Source organism: Fulvivirga sp. M361 (assembly GCF_007097395.1).
Taxonomy (GTDB): domain Bacteria; phylum Bacteroidota; class Bacteroidia; order Cytophagales; family Cyclobacteriaceae; genus Fulvivirga.
Genome location: NZ_VKDC01000024.1, coordinates 75,517 through 96,149, shown reverse-complemented (window position 1 = coordinate 96,149; position 20,633 = coordinate 75,517). Strand labels below are relative to the sequence as shown.

The window sequence follows — 20,633 nt, the reverse complement described above, 5'->3', positions numbered from 1 at the left end:
TGAACGTTACTAAAAAACTTTAAACATCGAATTTCAAACATGCTAACTATAAAGAATTTACATGCCTCTATTGAAGACAAATCAATATTAAGAGGTATTAACCTTGAGGTAAAGGCTGGTGAAGTACACGCCATCATGGGGCCAAACGGATCAGGCAAAAGCACATTAGCCTCTGTTTTAGCGGGTAGAGAAGATTATGAAGTATCTGAAGGTGAGGCCACTCTTTTAGGAAAAGACCTTTTGGATATGGCACCGGAAGACCGGGCCAGAGAAGGTGTTTTTCTGGCATTCCAATATCCTGTGGAAATACCGGGAGTAAGTACTACTAATTTTATGAAAACGGCCATAAATCAAGTCAGAGAATATCGTGGACAAGAACCCCTGGATGCAGTTTCTTTTCTCACCTTGATGAAAGAGAAAATGAAGTTGGTGGATATCGATCAATCATTGCTAAGCAGGTCATTAAATGAAGGTTTTTCAGGTGGTGAAAAGAAGAGAAATGAGATATTCCAAATGGCCATGTTAGAGCCTAAACTGGCCATCCTGGATGAAACCGATTCAGGTCTGGATATCGATGCGCTGAAAGTTGTAGCAAATGGTGTAAATACTTTAAAAAATAAGGACAACGCAACCATCGTGGTTACACACTATCAGCGTCTACTGGACTATATTGTCCCTGATTATGTGCATGTGCTATATAAAGGACGAATCGTAAAAAGCGGCACTAAGGACCTTGCAATGGAATTAGAGGCAAAAGGGTACGATTGGATAAAAGAAGAAGCTGACGCAGCTACTGCATAACTCGTAACAGACCTATGAGTAATTCAACGATAAAGAATGGCCTGTTGAACCAGGTTCTTGTGAACTTTGAGAAATTCGAAGCACAGCTTAATGGTACTACCGGAAATATCCATGGCACGCGTAAGGAGGCGTTAGAAACACTGAAGACGCAAGGGTTTCCAGATACCAGGAATGAAGAATATAAATATACTAACATCACCAAGGCTCTTGAAAAAAAATTCTCTTTTCAAGAAGAGCCAACAACACTTTCACTTAAAAAAGAAGAAATAGAAGACCGGTTTATCAAAGGTCTTGATGCGCACAGGTTGGTTTTTATTAATGGCGAATTCAGTCGGGACTATTCTGATTTTTCTGAAGATGCAGGCCTGGAAATTATTGATCTGCCAACGGCAATCAGGTCAGGTCATGAAGCTCTAACAGCTCATTTTGGAAAATATGCTGATTATGGTAAAGATGCTTTCATAGCATTGAATACCAGCCTGGCAAAAAATGGCACCTTTATCCAGGTATCAGCCAATAAGGTGATAGATAGGCCGATATGTATCTATTATATTAATGATACTTCATCTAACCAAACCTATAACTACGCAAGGAATCTCATCTTAGGTGGCGAAAACAGTCAGGCTACGATCCTGGAAGTGCATTCGGACCTGGGTGCACATGAAAGTTTTAGTAACGTGGTAAGTGAGATTGTAGTAAAACAACGTGCACGGATATCTCATTTCATTTTACAAAGTGAGCAAGAAAAGGGTTATCATGTAGGTACCACCCAGGTGGTTCAGGAGAAAGACAGTTATTTCGCTAATTATGCTTTTACCACTAGTGGTGAAATGATCAGAAATAACCTAAACATCGATCTTATCGCTGAAAGGTGCGAAACACATATGTATGGTCTCTACCTCTTAAATGGTAAAGCTCATGTTGACAACCACACTACTGTGGACCATCAACAGCCTAATTCATTCAGCAATGAATTATATAAAGGTATCATTGAAGATAGGTCTCGGGGAGTGTTTAATGGTAAAATATACGTTAGGCAAGCCGCACAGAAGACAAACGCCTTTCAGTCCAATAAGAATATCTTATTGTCGGATACGGCCGTGGTAAATACAAAACCACAGTTAGAGATATGGGCTGACGATGTAAAGTGTTCTCACGGTTGTACCACAGGTCAATTAGATGAGGATGCCATGTTCTATTTACGTGCCCGAGGGCTGAGTAAAGACAGCGCCAGGGCCCTGTTACTCTATGCTTTTGCTACAGAAGTGGTAGAAAATGTCACAATTCAGCCCGTTAAGGACTACCTGGAAAGTGTCATTTCCACAAGACTTCATAAAGACTTTTAATATGTCAGAAACCCAGACGACTAAAGGAATACTCGACATCGATAAAATAAGGTCACATTTCCCTGTACTCCATCAGCAGGTGAATGGAAAACCGTTAGTTTATTTCGATAATGCGGCTACCTCACAAAAGCCAAAGGTGGTCATTGAAACCATTAACGATTACTATGAAGGCTACAATGCCAATATCCATCGAGGTATACATACATTGGCGGAAAAAGCTACCAAGGCTTTTGAAGAAAGCAGGAAGACGATAAAATCATTTATCAATGCCAATGAAACAGAGGAAATCATCTTTACAAAGGGAACCACTGAAGGAATTAACCTGGTAGCTTCCAGTTATGGCAGAAAAAACCTCTCTGAAGGAGATGAGATCATCATCTCAGGATTAGAACATCATTCAAACATTGTTCCATGGCAGATTGTTGCTGAGGAAAAAGGCGCTACAATTAAGGTGATACCTGTTTTGGCCGATGGCACTCTGGATATGGAAGCTTACAAAAGTCTGCTAACCGATAAAACCAAAATAGTAGCAGTAAATCATGCTTCCAACAGCCTTGGTACTATTAACCCTGTCAAAGAGATCATAGATGCTGCACATGGGGTCGGAGCTAAGGTTTTGATTGATGGTGCACAGGCCGCCGCCCATTTACCGATAGATGTACAAGCATTGGATTGTGACTTCTATGCCATATCGGCACATAAGGTATACGGTCCCACGGGTACCGGAGCTTTGTACGGGAAAAGAACTCTCCTTGAAGCTATGCCTCCTTACCAAGGTGGTGGCGAGATGATAAAGCATGTCTCCTTTGAAAAAACGACATACAACGACATTCCCTATAAATTTGAAGCAGGTACACCAAACATTGGAGATGTTATTGGCTTTCAAAAAGCGATAGAGTTTGTGAATGAAGTGGGTAAGGCTTCAATGGCTGCTTATGAAAGTGAACTGTTGAATTACGCCACTGAAAAAGTAGCAAAAATACAGGATATGCAATTGATAGGTACTGCTAAGAAAAAAGTAAGCGTGCTCTCTTTCGTCATAGAAGGTATTCATCCGTTTGACATTGGTCAAATGCTTGACGCTCGTGGTGTAGCTGTAAGAACGGGACATCATTGCACTGAACCATTAATGGATCGTTTTGGCATTGAAGGTACTGTAAGGGCGTCTTTTGCAGTATATAATACAAAAGAAGAAATTGATAGCATGGTAGATGGTCTGAATCGTATCGTTCGTTTCATGAAATAATATTCAGATACTCTCTCAACTATGAAAACAGGACATTAGCTCTGTATGACAAGTACCATTCAAGAAATACAAGATAGCATTATTGATGAGTTTGCCATTTTAGATGGTGACCAGGAAATGACAAATTTCTATATCATGGAGTTGGGACAAAAGCTACCCGTGATGGATGAATCAAAAAAGACAGATGAGAATATCGTTAAAGGGTGCCAATCTAAAGTATGGCTTACAGCTACGTTAGAAGATAGTAAAGTACAATTCACAGCAGATAGCAATACAGCTATAACAAAAGGATTGGTCAGTTTATTAGTACGTGTTTTATCGGGTCAAAAACCTGAAGATATTATAAATACAGACCTGTATTTCCCGGAACGAATAGGGATGGATAGATTTATCGGGACACAACGGTCAAATGGTTTTCTTGCCATGATCAAGCAAATGAAGCTATTTGCACTGGCGTTGAAAACAAAATTGGTAAACGACTGATACCTACTTTCTGTATTGGAAGATATAAGTTATAAAAGCATGAGTGAGGAAACGAAATTAACACTGAAAGAACAGGTCGTCGAAGCCCTGAAGACGGTATATGACCCCGAAATTCCTGTAGATATTTACGAGCTGGGATTGATTTATGAAATAAGTGTTTTCCCTTTGAATAACGTTTACATACTTATGACGTTGACATCACCAAACTGTCCTGCGGCGGAGACTATCCCGGCAGAGGTAGAGCAAAATGTTAAAAAGATAGAAGAAATCAATGAAGTAAATGTGGAAATCACATTTGACCCACCCTACTCACAGGATATGATGTCGGAAGCGGCCAAGCTTGAGTTAGGTTTTCTTTAAAACAAAATCCTGTTTTGAATCTTTATAGTAATAAACAGGTTAATTAGTAATAATAAAATCAGCAATAGAAAAAGTTATGTACCCAGAACAATTAGTTGCACCCATGAGGGAAGATTTGACTTCGGTAGGTTTTGCCGAACTCAAAACAGGCGATGAAGTAGATAAGCATATGACTGACCATGAAGGTACTACCTTAATGGTAATAAACTCCGTTTGTGGTTGTGCCGCAGGTGCAGCACGTCCGGGAGTGAAATGGGCTGTACAAAATACGGACAAAAAGCCTGACCGTTTAGCAACAGTATTTGCCGGTGTAGACCAGGATGCGGTAGCAAAAGCAAGAGAGTATACGCTGCCCTACCCTCCTTCATCACCATCCATCGCCTTATTTAAAGATGGAGAACTTGTACACTTCGTAGAACGCCACCATATTGAAGGAAGATCAGCTGAAATGATCGGAAATCATTTGCTGGAAGTGTTTAAAGAGTATTGCTAAAACAATGAATTAATTACGGGGATATTCTATCCCTGTAATTAATGTATTTTACTTCTGCACTGTTGTTAATACAATACCTCAGCAGAAAATGTTATCCCTTTCCAAAAATCTCTTCCAATTTATCCTCTAATTGTCTACCTCTGAGATTTTTTCCTATAATACGCCCATCAGGGTCCAGTAAAAGCGCAAAGGGTATTGCGGTTACATTATACAGTTGCGCAGCTTCGCTTTGCCAGTATTTAAGGTCTGAGACTTGTGTCCAATGTAATTGGTCTTCTTCAATCGCTCGTATCCAATCCTCACGTCGTCTATCCAGTGATACGCCAAAAACTTCAAATCCTTTTTCATTATATTTTTTGTACATCTTTACAACGTTAGGGTTTTCCATTCTGCAAGGTTTGCACCATTTTGCCCAAAAATCTACCAGAACATAGTTTCCTCTAAGTGAAGAAAGACTGACTATTGTACCCTCAGGATTGGGTAATGCAATGTCCGGGGCTACTTGTCCAACTGCCAGGCTTTTCATTTGTTCCACATCCATTACAAACTCCTGGGCAATTTCACTATTAGGCAATTCCGTTTTCAACAATTCGGCATACGTTAAGTAAACATCAAAGTTTTTATCACGGTCCAGGATTTTCCCGCCACGTAATATTTCCAACACACCCAGAGAGGGCCCTTCCTGTTCAATTCGCGCTATAATATCTTTCTTAAACTCGCTCTCCATTTGCAGGTATTTGCCTCTCAGTTCATCCATTTTAGCCATATCACCAGCCTGGTTGGCTTCCATAAAGACTTTATTCAACTCCTGAATTTCATCAGAAGATTGAAAAGCCTGATTCATTCCCTGCACATCTTTGATAAAATCGTATTCTGAGGAACCGGTAATTTGTGCAAAACCGTTTTGAGCATTACCATCTACTTTTATCTCTACATCATCTTTGTGTAAAATCAGATTAATTGCCTGTTTGTTATAAAAGTTAAGTTTATAGTATCCGGGCTTATCAACCAGCACACGCTCAGAAAATTTATAGGTAGCATCATCCAGAAGTAGTGTATCCACTACTGTGGTGATATTCTGAGCTCCCTGATACGCCTCCAACAGTATCAGGCCTTCCTGAGGGTAGCCCACTGTACCAGAAAGTGTAATATAGTTTCCATCCGTCTGATCCTGAGCTGGTTTATCAGAACCAGCACCGGACTGACACGAGGTAGCCAAGACTAAGATAAAATACAACAAACCAATCCTTTTCATATTACTATTTTTATTTAAGCGCTTCAAAATCTTTAGATCTTAAAAAAATGATCTATATCAAAGATACCCTGTAAATGATCAACTGACTAATGAAATTAAAACGATTCCTTAACCCAGACGGTTTAATAAAAGTTCATTGGCTTTTTTAGGATCAGCTTTGCCTTTACTTCTTTTCATCAACTCTCCCATAAACATGCTAATTAGTCCTTTGGCCTTTTTGCTTGATCTATATTCTTCCACCTTTTCAGGAAAATCTTTAATTACAGCATCTACGAGGTCAGCAATCAGGCTGTCGTTATTATCCTGGATAAGATTGAGTTCCCGGGCCAGTATTTCCGGCTTGGCATTCGCATTTTTAGATAAAGCAGGGAAGAGTCGTTGGGATGCTGTAGTGAAACTGAGCTTACCGGCAGAGATCATATTGATCATACCTGCCAGTTGTTTGTAGGAGATTGCCACCGTACCGGATTCATTAAATTGTGCCTTAACAGGCCCCATAATCCAATTAGAAACAGCCTTATATTGATCGGTATGTTGGCAAACCTGTTCGAAGAGATGCACCAGGTTCCTGTCTTCCATCAACACTCCTGCATCATAAGCCGACAGCTTATATTGCTTCATCAGTCTTTCCAGAAGTTGCCAGGGTAACTCGGGTAATGTAGCCTTAATATCATCAAGCCATTCCTCTGAAATATGTAACGGGCTGAGGTCAGGATCCGGAAAATAACGGTAATCATTCATTTCTTCTTTCTCACGCATACCGTAGGTCTTTCCTGTATCAGCGCTAAACAGTCTGGTCTCGGAAATTATTAACCCTTGCTTCTCCAACAGGTTAATTTGCCTCTCTACCTCAAAATCGATAGCTTTTTGTACATTTTTGATGGAGTTAAGGTTCTTTACTTCTACTTTTTTACCCAGTTTTTCAGTTCCCTTCAATCTTACTGAAACGTTAGCATCACACCTCAGAGAACCTTCCTCCATATTACCATCGCATATTTCGAGGTAGCGTACCAGCCTTCTCACTTCGGTCAAAAATGAACCTGCCTCAACGGACGATCTTAGCGCCGGTTCAGTCACAATTTCTATTAAGGCCACTCCTGCACGATTAAGGTCTACTAATGTATCTGATTGACCTTCCGTGTGCACTGATTTGCCTGCATCTTCTTCAATATGGACCCTGTTTAACGGAATAGATCTTTTTGCCCCTTTTCCATCATCTACCTTCAGACTTCCTCCTATACATATAGGAGTCCTGTCCTGGGTAAGTTGATAGCCTTTGGGGAGGTCCGGATAAAAATAGTTTTTACGGTCAAATATTTGTTTCCGAGAGATCTCAGAGCCACAGGCCAGGCCCATTTTAATCGCCATTTCTACTACTTTCTTATTCAAGCGAGGTAATGTTCCCGGATGAGCAAGTGATATCACACTCACATGTGTATTAGGTGTTTCCCCAAAATGTGTAGCGTCAGGCGCATATATCTTCGATGCAGTCATTAGTTGAGCATGGACCTCTAACCCAACTACTACCTCGTATCTTGCCTTTGTGGATGGATCCATTTAAACTAACGTTTTTGCTTTAGCGATCACTTTATCCAACCCTCCCGGATCCTTGCCCCCTGCCGTGGCAAAGAAAGGTTGTCCGCCACCACCGCCTTTTATTTCCTTCGCAAGTTCCCGAACAATATTTCCGGCATGAAGCCCCTTATTCTTTACCAGGTTATCGGCGATAGCAACCGCTATCTGCGGCTTACCGTTTATCTCCGCTGCCAATACCATAAACAGATCTTTTACTTCTTTTTTAAGCTCAAAGGCAATTTGCTTCAACACATCGGCACCTGGCACATTCACTTTTTCAATGATACTGTTCAAATCCTCTCCGGACGAAGCCTTGGCGATCAGGTTCTTTTTAAGATCTTGGGCCTGTACATTGTGCAAGGAGCTAATCTCTTTTTCCAGTTTATTTTTTTGTTCCACCAATGTGCTGACTGCTCCTACCAGGTCTTTAGGGCTCTTCAGTAAGGCTTTTATCTCATTCACTAATTGTAACTGATCATTCATATACTGTTCCGCCGCATCGGCTGTGAGCGCTTCAATTCGTCGTACACCGGCGGCTATTGAAGCCTCGGAAACAATCTTAAAAGAACCTATATTACCTGTAGCAGTCACATGTGTACCACCGCACAGTTCCACTGAATAGTCCCGATCAAAAGTAATTACACGCACGAAATCCCCATATTTCTCACCAAATAGCGCCATAGCGCCCATTTCCTTTGCTTTTTCTATGGGTACATTACGTTGTTCATCAAGTGTTATATTCTGGCGGATCCTCTCATTAACCATTTTTTCTACCTGGGCTATTTCGTCTTCTGTTACTTTTTGGAAATGAGAAAAATCAAACCGTAGTATTTTATCATTGACCAGGGAGCCTCTTTGTTCAACATGGGCGCCCAGTACCTGGCGTAAAGCTGCATGCAAAAGATGTGTTCCCGAATGATTATTCATAGTGGCAGAACGCTTCCTGACATCTACTTTCGCGGTGAAGCTGGCCTCCAGATCGATAGGTAATTTATCCGTAAAATGAACAATAAGGTCATTCTCTTTTTTTGTATCAAGCACCTTAACCCGATCATTGGCAGAGCTCAGTGTACCCGTATCACCTACCTGCCCTCCACTTTCTGCATAAAATGGAGTGGTATCTAATACTAATTGATACACTACTTTCCCTTTCTGCTTTATGCTACGATATTTTGTTATACGTGACACACTTTCAGTTTGATCATAGCCTATAAATTGCGTCGTATCTTCACTCCTGACTTGTATCCAATCTCCGGTTTCTTTCACCGCATCTGCCTTAGATCGGTTTTTTTGCTGTTCCATCTCTGCAAAAAAACCCTTTTCATCTACCTCAAAACCATTCTCCCTAACTATGAGAGAGGTCAGGTCAAATGGAAAGCCATAGGTATCATAGAGCTCAAAAATAGTAGCGCCTGAGATTATATTTTCATTCCTGCTGCTCAATTCTACCTTTAGCTGCTCAATTTTCTTCAACCCTTTTTCCAGTGTTTTCAGGAAAGACGCTTCCTCCTGTTCAATCACCTTCATAATAAAATCTTGTTGCTGCGTTATTTCTTTGAACACACCATTAAACTGACCTGCCAATATGGGCACCATCGAGTACATGAAAGGCTCTTTGATATCCAAAAAAGTAAAGGCATACCGCACTCCCCTCCTTAAGATACGCCTGATGACATAACCTGCTCCCGTATTGGATGGAAGCTGTCCATCTCCAATAGCAAAAGCAATCGCCCGGATATGATCCGATATAACACGCATAGCAACATCCTGCTTTTCCTGCTCCCCGTAGACTATACCAGCTCTTTTTGCAATAAATGAAATAAGTGGTGTAAATATGTCAGTATCATAGTTAGACGTTTTATTCTGAATGGCCATGCACAGTCTTTCGAAGCCCATACCGGTATCCACATGTTTGTCCGGTAGGTTTTGAAGCTCACCGGAAGCCAGCCGGTTAAATTCCATAAATACTAAATTCCATACTTCAACAACCAACGGGTGGTCTTGATTAACCAGCTCTTTACCCGGCAATGCCTTTATCTCATCTTCAGACCTAAGGTCAATGTGTATCTCTGAACAGGGTCCACAGGGACCGGTTTCTCCCATTTCCCAGAAGTTGTCCTTCTTTGATCCATAAATAATACGATCTTCTCCTACAATTTCCTTCCAGTGATCATATGCTTCCTGGTCTACAGGAAGGTTATCTCCTTCATCCCCTCCAAAAATACTGACATACAGACGTTCTTTAGGCAACTTAAACTCATTGACCAGCAGCTCATAGGCCCAGGTTATGGCCTCTTTTTTAAAATAATCGCCAAATGACCAGTTACCAAGCATCTCGAAAAGTGTGTGATGATAGGTATCCAGCCCCACCTCTTCCAGGTCATTGTGTTTTCCAGATACACGCAAGCATTTCTGAGTATCTGTAGCACGTTTGTAAGATGGTGTCTTATTTCCAAGAAAATAATCCTTAAACTGGTTCATTCCGGCATTGGTAAACATCAATGTCGGATCATTTTTATTTACCAGTGGCGCAGAGTCCACTACTTCATGTTGTTTTTGTGCAAAAAAACTAAGGAACTTCTGCCTTATCGACTTGGAATCCATCTAACTCTGAAAAAAATTTAATACTTTTGCGATTTTATGCTTAATACGCTGATTTTTGATATATTGCGTAGGTAGTATATTAAAAAAAACCGCATTTAACTCCTTTTTTTGTTGGCTATTGTTAACAGCGGCACAAAAATAGTAGTTTTTAATTTAGGACATTAATGGCGCGAATAAAATATTACTACGACACGGAGACCTGTAAATATGAGCGTGCGAAAGTAACTAAAGGAGATGTATTTACGAATTTTATGGGTTTTTTGTCGGTTGCCTTGATCATGGCCATAACAATGGTATTGATTTACAATACTTATTTCGAATCTCCCATTGAGGCGCAATTAAGAAAGGAAAATCACGAATTGAGTGATCATTACGCTGTACTTGAAACTGAGATGACAGAGGTACAGGAAGTTATTAATGCACTCGAAGAAAGAGATAACAATATATATAGGAAAATATACGAGGCTGAACCCATCCCTCTTTCTGCTACGATTGAAAAGCAAGGGAGTGCCGAAAAGTACCGCATAATTATGGAAAAAGGCTTGGGTGACAAAGTGTTAGTTTCATCCACTTCCAGACAAATCGATCAATTAAAAGACAAGGCCTCCGCTAAGAATAATTCATTTGAACAGATAATGCAATTGGCAAGGGAGAACAATACAATGCTCTCTTCATTACCTGCCATACAACCTATAGATAATAAGGATCTGACCCAGTTAGTATCCGGTTTCGGTATGCGTATCAACCCATTCCATAAAGCAAGGGTAAAACACGAAGGAATCGATTTTGCCGCGACAAGAAATACACCCGTTTATGCTACCGGGAACGGAAAAGTGGTTACCGTCAAGAAAAATAGTGTTCTTGAGACTGGGTATGGTAATTACGTTGAAATAGATCATGGTTTTGGTTATATAAGCAAATATGCCCATCTTGGAGAGATAAAAGTGAGCGTTGGGGATGATGTCCAAAGGGGTGAGCAAATTGCTTTGGTAGGTAGCAGCGGTGGTTCAGTTGCCCCTCATGTTCATTATGAAGTAATTAAAGACAAGCAAAAAATAGATCCGATAAATTTTTTATTGCAGGGATTGAGTGATTCAGATTATGAAAAGTTGGTAAAACTGGCTTCTCGTGAAAACCAATCATTCGATTGACATTTTTTAAGCTAAAACCAACGTTGATCTAAAATGGCTAAAATAAGATACTACTATAACACGGAAACGTGTAAATACGAAGCTATCAAAGCCACCAAGAAAGCATTGTTTTTCAATGTTTTGGGTTTCATTATTATTTCGTTCGTGATGTCATTGGGCATAATTTATGTGTATCGCACTAATTTTACCCCCTTAAAAGAATCAAGACTCCGAGCTGAAAACGATAAACTTAAATTGGACTGGGGCATACTGAAAGAACAGCTTGGAACAGCCTACCAGCATGTAGACGAACTTCAATTTAAAGATGATCATATTTACCGGGTGATTCTGGACGCCGAACCAATACCCTCTACTATTAGGGAAGGTGGTACCGGAGGGCATATCAGGTACGAAAACTTGATGGATCAGAACCTGGAAGACCCATCACTTATTCTGAATACTTACGAGGGAGTTGATGATCTCAAGAAGAAGCTTTATATCCAAAGTAAGTCTTATGATGAAATATCCAGTATTTTAACGGAAAAGGCAAAAATATGGGCTTCCAGACCTGCTATTCAACCGGTGAACAACAAAGAGTTAAAAAGAATAGCAGGGGGGTTTAACCCAAGACGCTTTCATCCTATACTTAAAAAGATCCATCCCCATGAAGGAATTGATTTTACAGCGAACATTGGCACTCCGGTATACGCTACAGGAGACGGTACTGTAACTGCAGCCTATCGGTCAGCCACCTATGGTAACGTGATTTTCATAAACCATGGATATGGATACCAGACACGCTATGCGCACTTGCATGAGTTTAACATCATGAACGGAGAGTCGGTTAAACGTGGTCAGGTCATTGGTTACGTAGGCAATACCGGCCGCTCGCAGGGGCCACACCTTCACTATGAGGTGTTGTATAAATACAAAGCCATAGACCCTATCAACTTTTTCCAGCGTGATCTGGATAATGAAGAGTATGAGAAAGTGATAGAGCTTTCCAAAAAAGAAACTATTCCGTTGGATTATTGACCTCAGCTTTCTAAAAGAATCATTTACATCACTCAGACTTTAGGGCTCTCTCGAAAATTCCATTTTCAAGGTTTGTTTCTGGGTGCTGGTCACTGGGCCACTGGCAATACAGTGCACAATTTATTGATTATCATCACATTATAAATACACTTGAAAAATGATGTTGCTCAGTCGCTTATTGCAAATCAGACCGTGATAGAAGATAAAAACCTCGAAAATGGCATAATATCAATGATTTTGAGGTTCAAAACACCCAAACCTCCCATAAAAAGGTGCATTTAAACGTCAAAAACACACTTTTTGAGCTAAAACTATTTTTCATGAGTGCCCGACTTTACTGAACCCTTGAAACACATCAGGGTCAAGGTTTAACAGGGGGACTGTCACGCTCGTTAGTTCACTACAGTTCAGCTCGAGGTAACTGCCGTAGTGGATGCTATGGTAGAAGCAAAGATGGCTGCCATTACCGCCACCTGAACTTCTTGTATGGTCTGATCAACCGTACCAGCTATCGGGTTGTTTTTCACTATTTCTTTCAGTTCTTTCTTCAACTTTTTCAGTTCTATCTTATCCGTAGCAAGAACTTTGTGCATCTTACAAGCCTCAACTAAACTTAAAAGAATAGTAATGTCATTTTTTAGCGCTTTCTTTTGTAACACGCTATTCTTTAATTCCTGAATCAAGGAATTACGCGTTCTACTGTCCAATAAGTAGTGATTCATGTATGGAATGAGCCCCAAAAACCTCTTAGACTCTATTCTTATTAATCGCTTATTGGCGAGCGACTGAAGAAATATTTTTTTATACTTTCCCGATTTTCCGGCAATTTTTGAAACCCAATACTTCATCTTTCGGCTTTTGCCAGAGTCATTAATAAGGCTTTCTATCTCAGAAATTACCGGATTAGAAGAACGTTCACCCCTTTGTAGAACCACAAGATCATTATCGATGCTGATTTTGGCTTTTTCGGACATTTCCAGCAACAATGAGCCTGAAAACCCATAGTTTACATGAATATCCGAAACCATGAATTTCGCCTTTGCAGGATGCTGAGCAAGTAAAATAAACTTTTCAGTAATGCTTAAATCCATGGAAAAGCTGCTTTTTGTCAATATAAATAGAATTCAAGTATTATTCTATTTCTTCTATGATCAAATTATGATTAGTGTAGATACAAATATCCGCTGCAATATTCAAACTTTCCTCCACGATTTGTTTAGCTGACAATCCTTTCGCATGCTTCTTCAACGCCAATGCCGCCGATTGTGCATACATAGAGCCGGAGCCTATAGCTGCAATCTGTGCATCTGGCTCCAAAACATCTCCCGTCCCTGAGATAACCAGTAATTCATTCTTATCTGCAGTGATCAGCATCGCTTCAAGTTTTCTGAGGTAACGATCCATCCTCCAGTCTTTGGCCAATTCGATGGCAGCTCGTTTCATGTTGCCTCCGTAACTATTGAGTTTTTCATCAAACCTCTCTAACAGTGTAAATGCATCAGCGGTAGAGCCGGCAAATCCTGTGACGATCTTTCCCTCTTGTAACTTGCGTATTTTCTTTACATTGCTTTTTGCCACATAATTACCCATGGTGGCCTGGCCGTCAGCCCCTATAGCCACTTTACCCTCGTGAATAACGGCAAGTACTGTAGTTGATTTTATTTTTGTCATGTTTTTCTAAACGAAGGCCCTGGCAAAATGATTCTACCAGGGCCATTGTGATTTTTTACTTTCTTTATTACATCTAAAATCCCAGCTGATACGGGGTTTCGTTCAACCTGCTAGATCAATATTCTAACCGGATCTTCCAACAGTCCTTTTAAGGTCTTCAGGAAAGCTGAACCTACCGCTCCATCCACTACACGGTGATCACAACTAAGTGTAACTTTCATTACATTACCCGGTACTATCTCACCATCTTTAACGACCGGAGTCTGCTTGATACCTCCTACTGCCAATATGCAGGAATTTGGGGGGGATATGATAGCTGTAAATTCCTCTATTCCAAACATTCCCAGATTTGAAATGGTGAACGTGCTTCCCTCCCATTCATTAGGTTGGAGTTGTTTGTTATGGGCCTTTTCAGCTAACTGTTTTACTTCAGTTGAAATATGGGACAGCGTTTTACTATCAGCAAACCTCACTACAGGTACCAAAAGTCCCTCGTCAACTGCCACGGCCACACCAATATTCACATGCTTGTTGTATCTTATTTTATCTCCTAACCACGATGAGTTCACTTTTGGATGTTGCCTTAAAGCAGCAGATACGGCTTTGATGACAATATCATTAAAGCTGATCTTTACCGGGGCGATAGCATTCATGGACTTTCTTGCCTCCATAGCCTTATCCATGTCGATTTCCATCGTAAGATAGAAATGCGGAGAGGTGAATTTGCTCTCGGAAAGGCTCCTGGCAATGGCTTTGCGCATTTGAGAAACACTCACTTCTTCATAACTTTCTTCTCCCACTATAGCAGGTAAAGCTATAGGCGCTGCACCAGCTTCCGCAGACGATGTTGTCGAAGGCGCTTGTACGGCTGAAGGACTAAACTGTTCTACATCCCGTTTAATAATACGCCCGTTATCTCCACTGCCCGTTATCTGATTAACATCATACCCAAGATCCTGAGCCATTTTCTTTGCTAATGGAGAAATTTTCACACGACCGTTATTGGAAACCTTTACCTGTTCAGTGGGCGCTTGTTCAGATTCAGGCTTAGGCTGAGGCTCCTTGGTCTCTGCCTGAGAACCTGTAGCATCGGGTGCTATATCCAACTTAGGAGGGCCTGATTTATGTGCTTTTAATAGTTTTTGGTAATCCGCCCCTTTTTCACCAATAATAGCAATAACACCATCTACTTCTACTGAATCGCCGTCTTTCACTCCAATATGCAAGAGTACACCATCTTCATAAGCCTCCAATTCCATGGTAGCTTTATCGGTTTCTACCTCGGCCAAAATATCTCCTGACCGGACCGTATCCCCTTCTTTTTTCAACCATGAGGCTATGGTACCCTCTGTCATGGTATCACTCATTTTGGGCATGGTGATCACCGTAGCATTAATGTCTGAAGTATCTATCTCTTCAATATTTTCGCTTTCTTCAGCCGGAGTAGATTCAGAAGTGGTATCTGCCGGTTCAGCCCCGGCTTTGGCTCCACTATCGGCCTGGAGTAAAGCGCTGATATCTTCACCTTTTTCACCTATGATAGCTATCACTCCATCCACCGGCACAGCATCTTTTTCATTCACTCCTATGTGCAAAAGCACACCATCTTCGTACGACTCGAGCTCCATTGTGGCTTTATCGGTTTCTACTTCTGCAAGTATATCACCTGATTTCACTTCATCTCCTGGTTTCACTAACCACGAAGCGATTACACCTTCTTCCATGGTGTCGCTCATTTTGGGCATACGTATTACTTCGGCCATATCATTATCTTCATTTAGCGTCCAAAAATAGAGGTTAAAATAACTTTATTCAACATAAAAAGGGGATAAAAATTAAAAGTTAACCCCACCTAAAATTAATTCTATTGAAGGGCCTCCGTTGTTCCAGGCATTCGCTTCCCGATTCAAGATCCTTGCCCCCAGTTCTATTTCAGGAATGAATCTCAGTATATTGACGTCAAAGGTAAGTTCCACCCCGTACGAGACATAGTTACTATCTATGTCAGCGGACCCAAAAAAGTCTCCCGGTCTTCGATCTCCAAAAGATTCCGCAAAAAAAGCGTTTTGTATGACATTATCCCATCCCAGATCGTAGAAAACATTCGCTTTGATCCTTTTTATATTAAGTACAGGACCGAAACTCAGATCAGCATGCCATAGGGGTAGGGCATAATTGAATTGAACAGTCGTGAAATTGTTTTCCTCCGGAAAAGAATAGCCCCTGGGTTTAAAAATCGCGTTGCGAAAACTATATATGTCTAATCTTGCATCTGTTTTTTTACTTTGATATCCGCCTCTCAGAAAAAAGGAATGGTTCTTAGATAAACCCGGAAAGAATAAACCTCCTCTAACCGCCGTGATAGCTCCTGTAAAATCACCTCCTATGGTATTGGTTCGCTGGAAGGTAACAAATTGTCCAAACCTGCTATTAATGTCCCTTGTACTTTGCTTCATAAGATTGGAGAAAGTGATACCAAACTGGTTGAATACTAGATTTCCGTTATCCAGATCATTCACATCTAGAAAAAAAACGTCTACCGTAGTAGAATCATTAATTCTTTGCCTGGTTTCGATCCTCCTACCGTCATTCCTGGAACGATCCTGAAAATTGGTCACCTGCCTTAACCCAATTTGATTGCTAAAGGTCAATTCTCTGAAATACTTACTCCTGGTCAAGACCAGGGGCACTCTTACTCCTGCCAGAACAGTGGACTCATCCCATTTATAGCTACTTGTACTTCGATTACCCAACTGATATTCCACATCTGTAATAGGATACCAGGCCTGAAAGCTAACACCGGCTGACGCAAAACCGGACTCCTCCTCAATGTCATACACATAACCAAGAGATACATCGGTGTTACTCAGCACATCCCTGGAAAATATCCCTGCCTGGGCTCTTATAAGATCCGTAGTTGCAAAAGGACCCCAGCTATGGATATTGATCATGTTCCCCAGTTTGCTATACTTTTTTACCGAATATTCTTTATCGGGAATATTTTGTAACAGGTCATCATGCTGCTCCTGCTCTACCAGTGGCTGGTAATACCTCAGGTTTCGATCTTCTACAGTCGCCATTGATTTCCACCGCCCTTCCTGCAAGGCAACCCTTACTATATCTAATCCATTTACTGTATGTTCATTATAATAGATATATTGCCCATCGGGGCTGATAGCCGGATTGTAAGCACCATATTTACTGCTTGTGACCTGATACACTTCATTGGTCTCCAGGTTTTTCACATAAATATTATCAATACCATTGTAGGGAGAATTGTAGAAAAGTAATCCTTTATAAAGTAAAGGATGACCAATATTTTCATGACCAGGAGGAACAAGTTCAGTTTCTTTCCCCGACACAACGTCATATCTTACTACTGCTTTGCCCTGACTGTTCGTTTTTAATACCACAATGGATTTACCATCATTCGCCCATCTCGGCATACCATATTGGGCATTGTCAGAGTTATCAAACCGCTTTTGTTCAGTTCCATTGTTAGCATCTATAATGACCAGGAAATTATTGTTCCTGGCTGTGTTAAGTACGGTCGCGATCTGTGTTTCATCAGGAGAAATGTCAGCAGCAGCGTAACGTGTTTTTTCGGTAATAACTTTTTGCTCCCCGGTTTTGAAATCATACATTTTGATCACTGAATAATTCCTGGCACGCCATCTCGGATCAAAATGAAATTCGTTCCAAACTATTTTACTACCTGCAGAGGACAACATGCCCGCATCATTCATTATACCAGGGATAAGGTCATTCGTCAGGCTGCCATCTGCATTGATCTTCACAAACTGCTGGATATCGGCTATGCCTGACTTCAGCGCGACAACTGTGCCATCGTCCAGTACTCTCGGATAGTGATAATCGGTGAAAATGTTATTGGTTCTCTTGTTGATAACGTCAAAATCTGTCAGTTCCAGGCCTTCAAGCTGTTTCTCCCAATTCATCTTCATGTCAGTCATCATGATCTCATAATTAGGGACTATAAATTCACCGGTATGTTTTTTCAATGAATTTGAGAATGTAAAGGGTATAAATGGCCAGCTCCAGGCACTACGTGTTACCTTATCCATAATTTCTTCCTGTCCTGTTCTTCGACGAATATTAGCCACCATATGATAGCCCAGGACATAATGATCCGGCACAAAATCTTTATAAGACCTCAGGTGTTGTTTATTATAATCATACCTCTTCCCCTCTAATAAATTAGCCCTGAAAATACGGTCGAAAGAAGGGATACGCCCCCTCCCACTAGGAGTAATAACCGTTTCGGTTACTGTGGCATCACCCTCCCAAAACCAGGGTGGGGCTGCGGTAAATGCCATTCCCGCCTGGGTATTCTGGCCAAACAGGTAAAAGAACAGCTTATTCCAACCTGTACGACTTTGGTTGAACTGTACTACATGGCGATACTCATGGACCGCAAGCAATTCCAGCCAGTTATTGGTGCCAAGAAAATTATAGTCTTGAGGAGGAGTGGTTTGGAATTCTGATCTCCTTGGCCCTAATGTTACAAATCCATTAGAGATGGTATTCTGATTTTGAACTACTATAGAAAGTTTTCTTGGCTTTTCCCCTCCCAGGCTTTTACTCACCGGGGCGCTGATATGTTCAAGTGTGTTTGCCATTTTTTGCGCTTCACTCTCAAATCCATCAGGAAAGATCACCCTGAACGAAGGGGTATTGATCTGGTGCCATCTTATATCAGATGGATTATTTTCTAAAACCTGACTTTGGGCATTGGCATGCTCTGAAAAGAGCAAAAATGAGGCTAAAACGACGAAAAAAAATCCCCTCGCTCTTTGTAAATGTATCATGCCCTCTAAAATAAGGCATATGCCATTAAAATAGTTGCGTTTGACGTCTCTCTATTGACAATTCATAGATTAAGCACAGTTCGGGATAAAAATATTGAACGTAGTCCCTTTTCTACCGGTGACAAAATCTATCGTTGCATTCAATTTACTCGCCGCTACACTGGAGAGGTATAGCCCTAAACCTGAACCTTTTGAGGAAGGTGATCCTCTGAAAAACATTTCATACACCTGATCCTGAACTATTTCGTCAATGCCAATGCCGTTATCTTCAATCTTTATCTCCGCACCTTTCTTTTTTGTACTTACGGATACATCGATCTCAGATTTTCTCCCATTTAATCCGGTGAATTGCACTGAATTTTCGATCACAGGTGTCAGCAATTTGGAAATGAGGTAGTAGTCGTTGCAAAAGTATTCGGAAAGCTTGAATTTGAATGACCAGTTTGTTTCCCTTCTTTCAATTTCTTTTGGAATGTTCGAAATTATATCATTAATCAGATCAGGAAAATTAATATCCAGATTTTGGACTGGTGTAGTATGAATAGCAGAGAGATGATGAACATTAGTCATCATAGTATTTTGCTTTTTCAATGTAAGTTCTATCAACCTAAGGTATTCCTGCTGCTCTTCCGTAGATCCTTTTTTGGCCAGGCTCACCAGGCCCATTATCGTAGATATCGGCGACCTAAGATCATGAGAAAGGCGGTATATCAATTTATCATATTCATACACGACCCGTTCCATCCGCTTTGTCTCAGTAGATTCGCTACCGCCCTCTTTGATTATAGCGCAAACGTAAGTATTACTGCCACTTTCTATAAGGTAAGTTTTGACCGCTATAGGCATCAACTTGCCGGACTTAGTAATTAATTTACATTTAAAATTATTGCGTTGTTGCTTTAATAACTTATCGACGTGTAAAAACCAGCCACTCATGCTTAAGCCATCATACAGGTCAAACACATTCAGCAGTATCAACTCCATTTGAGTATATCCCGTTTTCAAAATAGCTGATTTATTAGCTCTAATAATTTTTCCGGAAAGGTCCATCCAAATCACACTTTCATCAATCTGATCCAATACTCCTGCTATGGCACTGTGATCAGCTGTCAAAAAGTAGTCTCCTACACTTAAGTCTGTTCTTTTCACGGGTGATTGTTTGAATACAATACAAATAACCCTAAGAATATTCTTATTACTTTAAGTGTAGTATCGTATTTGTGTGTTTACGTGATTTACTTAGTTGCCCATAACTTTATACCTTAGATAAGGTAAACGAGAACAAAAAAAAGTCATGAAAAAGTTTATTAGTAGCTAAAAACTAAAGGATTATAGAGCGGAACATAGAGCTATGGATGATTTTTTCTACCGTCTGGCTGAGGCGATCGATGAAGTCATCTATGTGTAAGTATTCCGAAGCCCCTTTTTCGACAATCTTATCTATAAGTACTTGTTCCTGATAGTCATCCACTACCAGTACAGGACTACTACCTAACCTGGGATGTCTTTTAATATGTTCGAGCAATTCAAGCTGAAGACTTAAGGTATCTAAAATAATGAGGTCAGGTATTTCTTCAAGGTTAATTTCGATGGTTCCAGGCGCAAGAGTTACCAGATGAAAATTCCATTTCCCGAAGAGTTCGTCACTGATGACATCAAATATCTCACTTGAGGCGCTAAAAAAATATATGGTGAGTTTCTCTTTGTTCACGGCAAATACAAAAAAGCTATGAAACAAAGATATATCAGGCATCAGCCCTAGTAGTAAGCAGTTTTACTTAATTATTAATAAGTGGCAGCACTTAGTT

The 20,633-nt window shown here is 40.6% G+C and carries 17 protein-coding genes; 8 read left to right on the top strand and 9 right to left on the bottom strand.

Annotated elements, in window-relative coordinates; translation table 11 throughout:
- Positions 1–39: 39 nt before the first annotated feature.
- From sufC to FNH22_RS22200, 6 genes are all read left to right on the top strand, one after another.
- Entirely contained in the window at positions 40–801 is a 762-nt protein-coding gene (gene sufC / locus FNH22_RS22225) for a Fe-S cluster assembly ATPase SufC (protein ID WP_143400648.1), read from the top strand.
- A gap of 14 nt (positions 802–815) precedes the next feature.
- Positions 816–2,147 carry a Fe-S cluster assembly protein SufD gene (gene sufD, locus FNH22_RS22220; RefSeq protein ID WP_143400647.1) on the top strand — a complete coding sequence of 444 codons (1,332 nt, stop codon included), beginning with the start codon at positions 816–818 and terminating at the stop codon, positions 2,145–2,147.
- 1 nt (position 2,148) lies between these two features.
- Positions 2,149–3,393, top strand: coding sequence for an aminotransferase class V-fold PLP-dependent enzyme (locus FNH22_RS22215; RefSeq protein ID WP_143400646.1), 1,245 nt, complete (start codon positions 2,149–2,151; stop codon positions 3,391–3,393).
- Positions 3,394–3,438: 45 nt separating this feature from the next.
- The gene (locus FNH22_RS22210; protein ID WP_143400645.1) at positions 3,439–3,876 is read left to right on the top strand and encodes a SufE family protein; all 438 of its coding nucleotides are present in this window, start codon (positions 3,439–3,441) and stop codon (positions 3,874–3,876) included.
- A 39-nt stretch (positions 3,877–3,915) separates the two neighbouring features.
- Positions 3,916–4,236 (top strand): SUF system Fe-S cluster assembly protein, encoded by a 321-nt coding sequence (locus FNH22_RS22205; RefSeq protein WP_143400644.1) that lies wholly within the window; start codon positions 3,916–3,918, stop codon positions 4,234–4,236.
- 76 nt (positions 4,237–4,312) lie between these two features.
- On the top strand, positions 4,313–4,729 hold the full coding sequence (locus FNH22_RS22200) for a BrxA/BrxB family bacilliredoxin (protein WP_143400643.1): 417 nt from the start codon (positions 4,313–4,315) through the stop codon (positions 4,727–4,729).
- Between the two features lie 91 nt (positions 4,730–4,820).
- Here FNH22_RS22200 and FNH22_RS32445 read toward each other — a convergent pair whose 3' ends face one another.
- The 3 genes from FNH22_RS32445 to alaS form a co-directional block, all read right to left on the bottom strand.
- On the bottom strand, positions 4,821–5,984 hold the full coding sequence (locus tag FNH22_RS32445; RefSeq protein ID WP_143400642.1) for a TlpA disulfide reductase family protein: 1,164 nt from the start codon (positions 5,982–5,984) through the stop codon (positions 4,821–4,823).
- Between the two features lie 108 nt (positions 5,985–6,092).
- On the bottom strand, positions 6,093–7,541 hold the full coding sequence (gene gatB / locus FNH22_RS22190; RefSeq protein WP_143400641.1) for an Asp-tRNA(Asn)/Glu-tRNA(Gln) amidotransferase subunit GatB: 1,449 nt from the start codon (positions 7,539–7,541) through the stop codon (positions 6,093–6,095).
- A complete protein-coding gene (gene alaS, locus FNH22_RS22185) occupies positions 7,542–10,163 on the bottom strand; it encodes an alanine--tRNA ligase (RefSeq protein WP_143400640.1) in 2,622 nt (873 codons plus the stop codon). It lies immediately after the preceding gene.
- A 164-nt stretch (positions 10,164–10,327) separates the two neighbouring features.
- On the opposite strand from alaS, the gene FNH22_RS22180 reads away from it, so the two are divergent.
- Positions 10,328–11,314 carry a M23 family metallopeptidase gene (locus FNH22_RS22180; protein WP_143400639.1) on the top strand — a complete coding sequence of 329 codons (987 nt, stop codon included), beginning with the start codon at positions 10,328–10,330 and terminating at the stop codon, positions 11,312–11,314.
- Positions 11,315–11,347: 33 nt separating this feature from the next.
- Positions 11,348–12,328, top strand: a complete 981-nt coding sequence (locus FNH22_RS22175; protein ID WP_143400638.1) for a M23 family metallopeptidase — start codon at positions 11,348–11,350, stop codon at positions 12,326–12,328.
- 407 nt (positions 12,329–12,735) lie between these two features.
- On the opposite strand, the gene FNH22_RS22170 is transcribed toward FNH22_RS22175, so the two are convergent.
- From FNH22_RS22170 to FNH22_RS22145, 6 genes are all read right to left on the bottom strand, one after another.
- Positions 12,736–13,419 carry a GPP34 family phosphoprotein gene (locus tag FNH22_RS22170; RefSeq protein ID WP_143400637.1) on the bottom strand — a complete coding sequence of 228 codons (684 nt, stop codon included), beginning with the start codon at positions 13,417–13,419 and terminating at the stop codon, positions 12,736–12,738.
- Between the two features lie 40 nt (positions 13,420–13,459).
- Entirely contained in the window at positions 13,460–13,999 is a 540-nt protein-coding gene (gene hslV, locus FNH22_RS22165) for an ATP-dependent protease subunit HslV (protein ID WP_143400636.1), read from the bottom strand.
- A gap of 110 nt (positions 14,000–14,109) precedes the next feature.
- On the bottom strand, positions 14,110–15,762 hold the full coding sequence (locus FNH22_RS22160) for a pyruvate dehydrogenase complex dihydrolipoamide acetyltransferase (RefSeq protein WP_143400635.1): 1,653 nt from the start codon (positions 15,760–15,762) through the stop codon (positions 14,110–14,112).
- 72 nt (positions 15,763–15,834) lie between these two features.
- Positions 15,835–18,825 carry a PD40 domain-containing protein gene (locus FNH22_RS22155; protein ID WP_143400634.1) on the bottom strand — a complete coding sequence of 997 codons (2,991 nt, stop codon included), beginning with the start codon at positions 18,823–18,825 and terminating at the stop codon, positions 15,835–15,837.
- A 69-nt stretch (positions 18,826–18,894) separates the two neighbouring features.
- On the bottom strand, positions 18,895–19,974 hold the full coding sequence (locus FNH22_RS22150) for a PAS domain-containing sensor histidine kinase (RefSeq protein ID WP_143400633.1): 1,080 nt from the start codon (positions 19,972–19,974) through the stop codon (positions 18,895–18,897).
- Positions 19,975–20,146: 172 nt separating this feature from the next.
- On the bottom strand, positions 20,147–20,578 hold the full coding sequence (locus tag FNH22_RS22145) for a hypothetical protein (RefSeq protein ID WP_143400632.1): 432 nt from the start codon (positions 20,576–20,578) through the stop codon (positions 20,147–20,149).
- Positions 20,579–20,633 lie beyond the last annotated feature (55 nt).

Coding starts and splice junctions, on each gene's coding strand:
- FNH22_RS22155 (WP_143400634.1), bottom strand. CDS start 18,825: ATGATACATTTACAAAGAGCGAGGGGATTTTTTTTCGTCGTTTTAGCC.
- FNH22_RS22175 (WP_143400638.1), top strand. CDS start 11,348: ATGGCTAAAATAAGATACTACTATAACACGGAAACGTGTAAATACGAA.
- alaS (WP_143400640.1), bottom strand. CDS start 10,163: ATGGATTCCAAGTCGATAAGGCAGAAGTTCCTTAGTTTTTTTGCACAA.
- FNH22_RS22210 (WP_143400645.1), top strand. CDS start 3,439: ATGACAAGTACCATTCAAGAAATACAAGATAGCATTATTGATGAGTTT.
- FNH22_RS22180 (WP_143400639.1), top strand. CDS start 10,328: ATGGCGCGAATAAAATATTACTACGACACGGAGACCTGTAAATATGAG.
- gatB (WP_143400641.1), bottom strand. CDS start 7,541: ATGGATCCATCCACAAAGGCAAGATACGAGGTAGTAGTTGGGTTAGAG.
- FNH22_RS22215 (WP_143400646.1), top strand. CDS start 2,149: ATGTCAGAAACCCAGACGACTAAAGGAATACTCGACATCGATAAAATA.
- sufD (WP_143400647.1), top strand. CDS start 816: ATGAGTAATTCAACGATAAAGAATGGCCTGTTGAACCAGGTTCTTGTG.
- FNH22_RS32445 (WP_143400642.1), bottom strand. CDS start 5,984: ATGAAAAGGATTGGTTTGTTGTATTTTATCTTAGTCTTGGCTACCTCG.
- FNH22_RS22205 (WP_143400644.1), top strand. CDS start 3,916: ATGAGTGAGGAAACGAAATTAACACTGAAAGAACAGGTCGTCGAAGCC.
- FNH22_RS22160 (WP_143400635.1), bottom strand. CDS start 15,762: ATGGCCGAAGTAATACGTATGCCCAAAATGAGCGACACCATGGAAGAA.
- hslV (WP_143400636.1), bottom strand. CDS start 13,999: ATGACAAAAATAAAATCAACTACAGTACTTGCCGTTATTCACGAGGGT.
- FNH22_RS22145 (WP_143400632.1), bottom strand. CDS start 20,578: ATGCCTGATATATCTTTGTTTCATAGCTTTTTTGTATTTGCCGTGAAC.
- FNH22_RS22170 (WP_143400637.1), bottom strand. CDS start 13,419: ATGGATTTAAGCATTACTGAAAAGTTTATTTTACTTGCTCAGCATCCT.
- FNH22_RS22200 (WP_143400643.1), top strand. CDS start 4,313: ATGTACCCAGAACAATTAGTTGCACCCATGAGGGAAGATTTGACTTCG.
- sufC (WP_143400648.1), top strand. CDS start 40: ATGCTAACTATAAAGAATTTACATGCCTCTATTGAAGACAAATCAATA.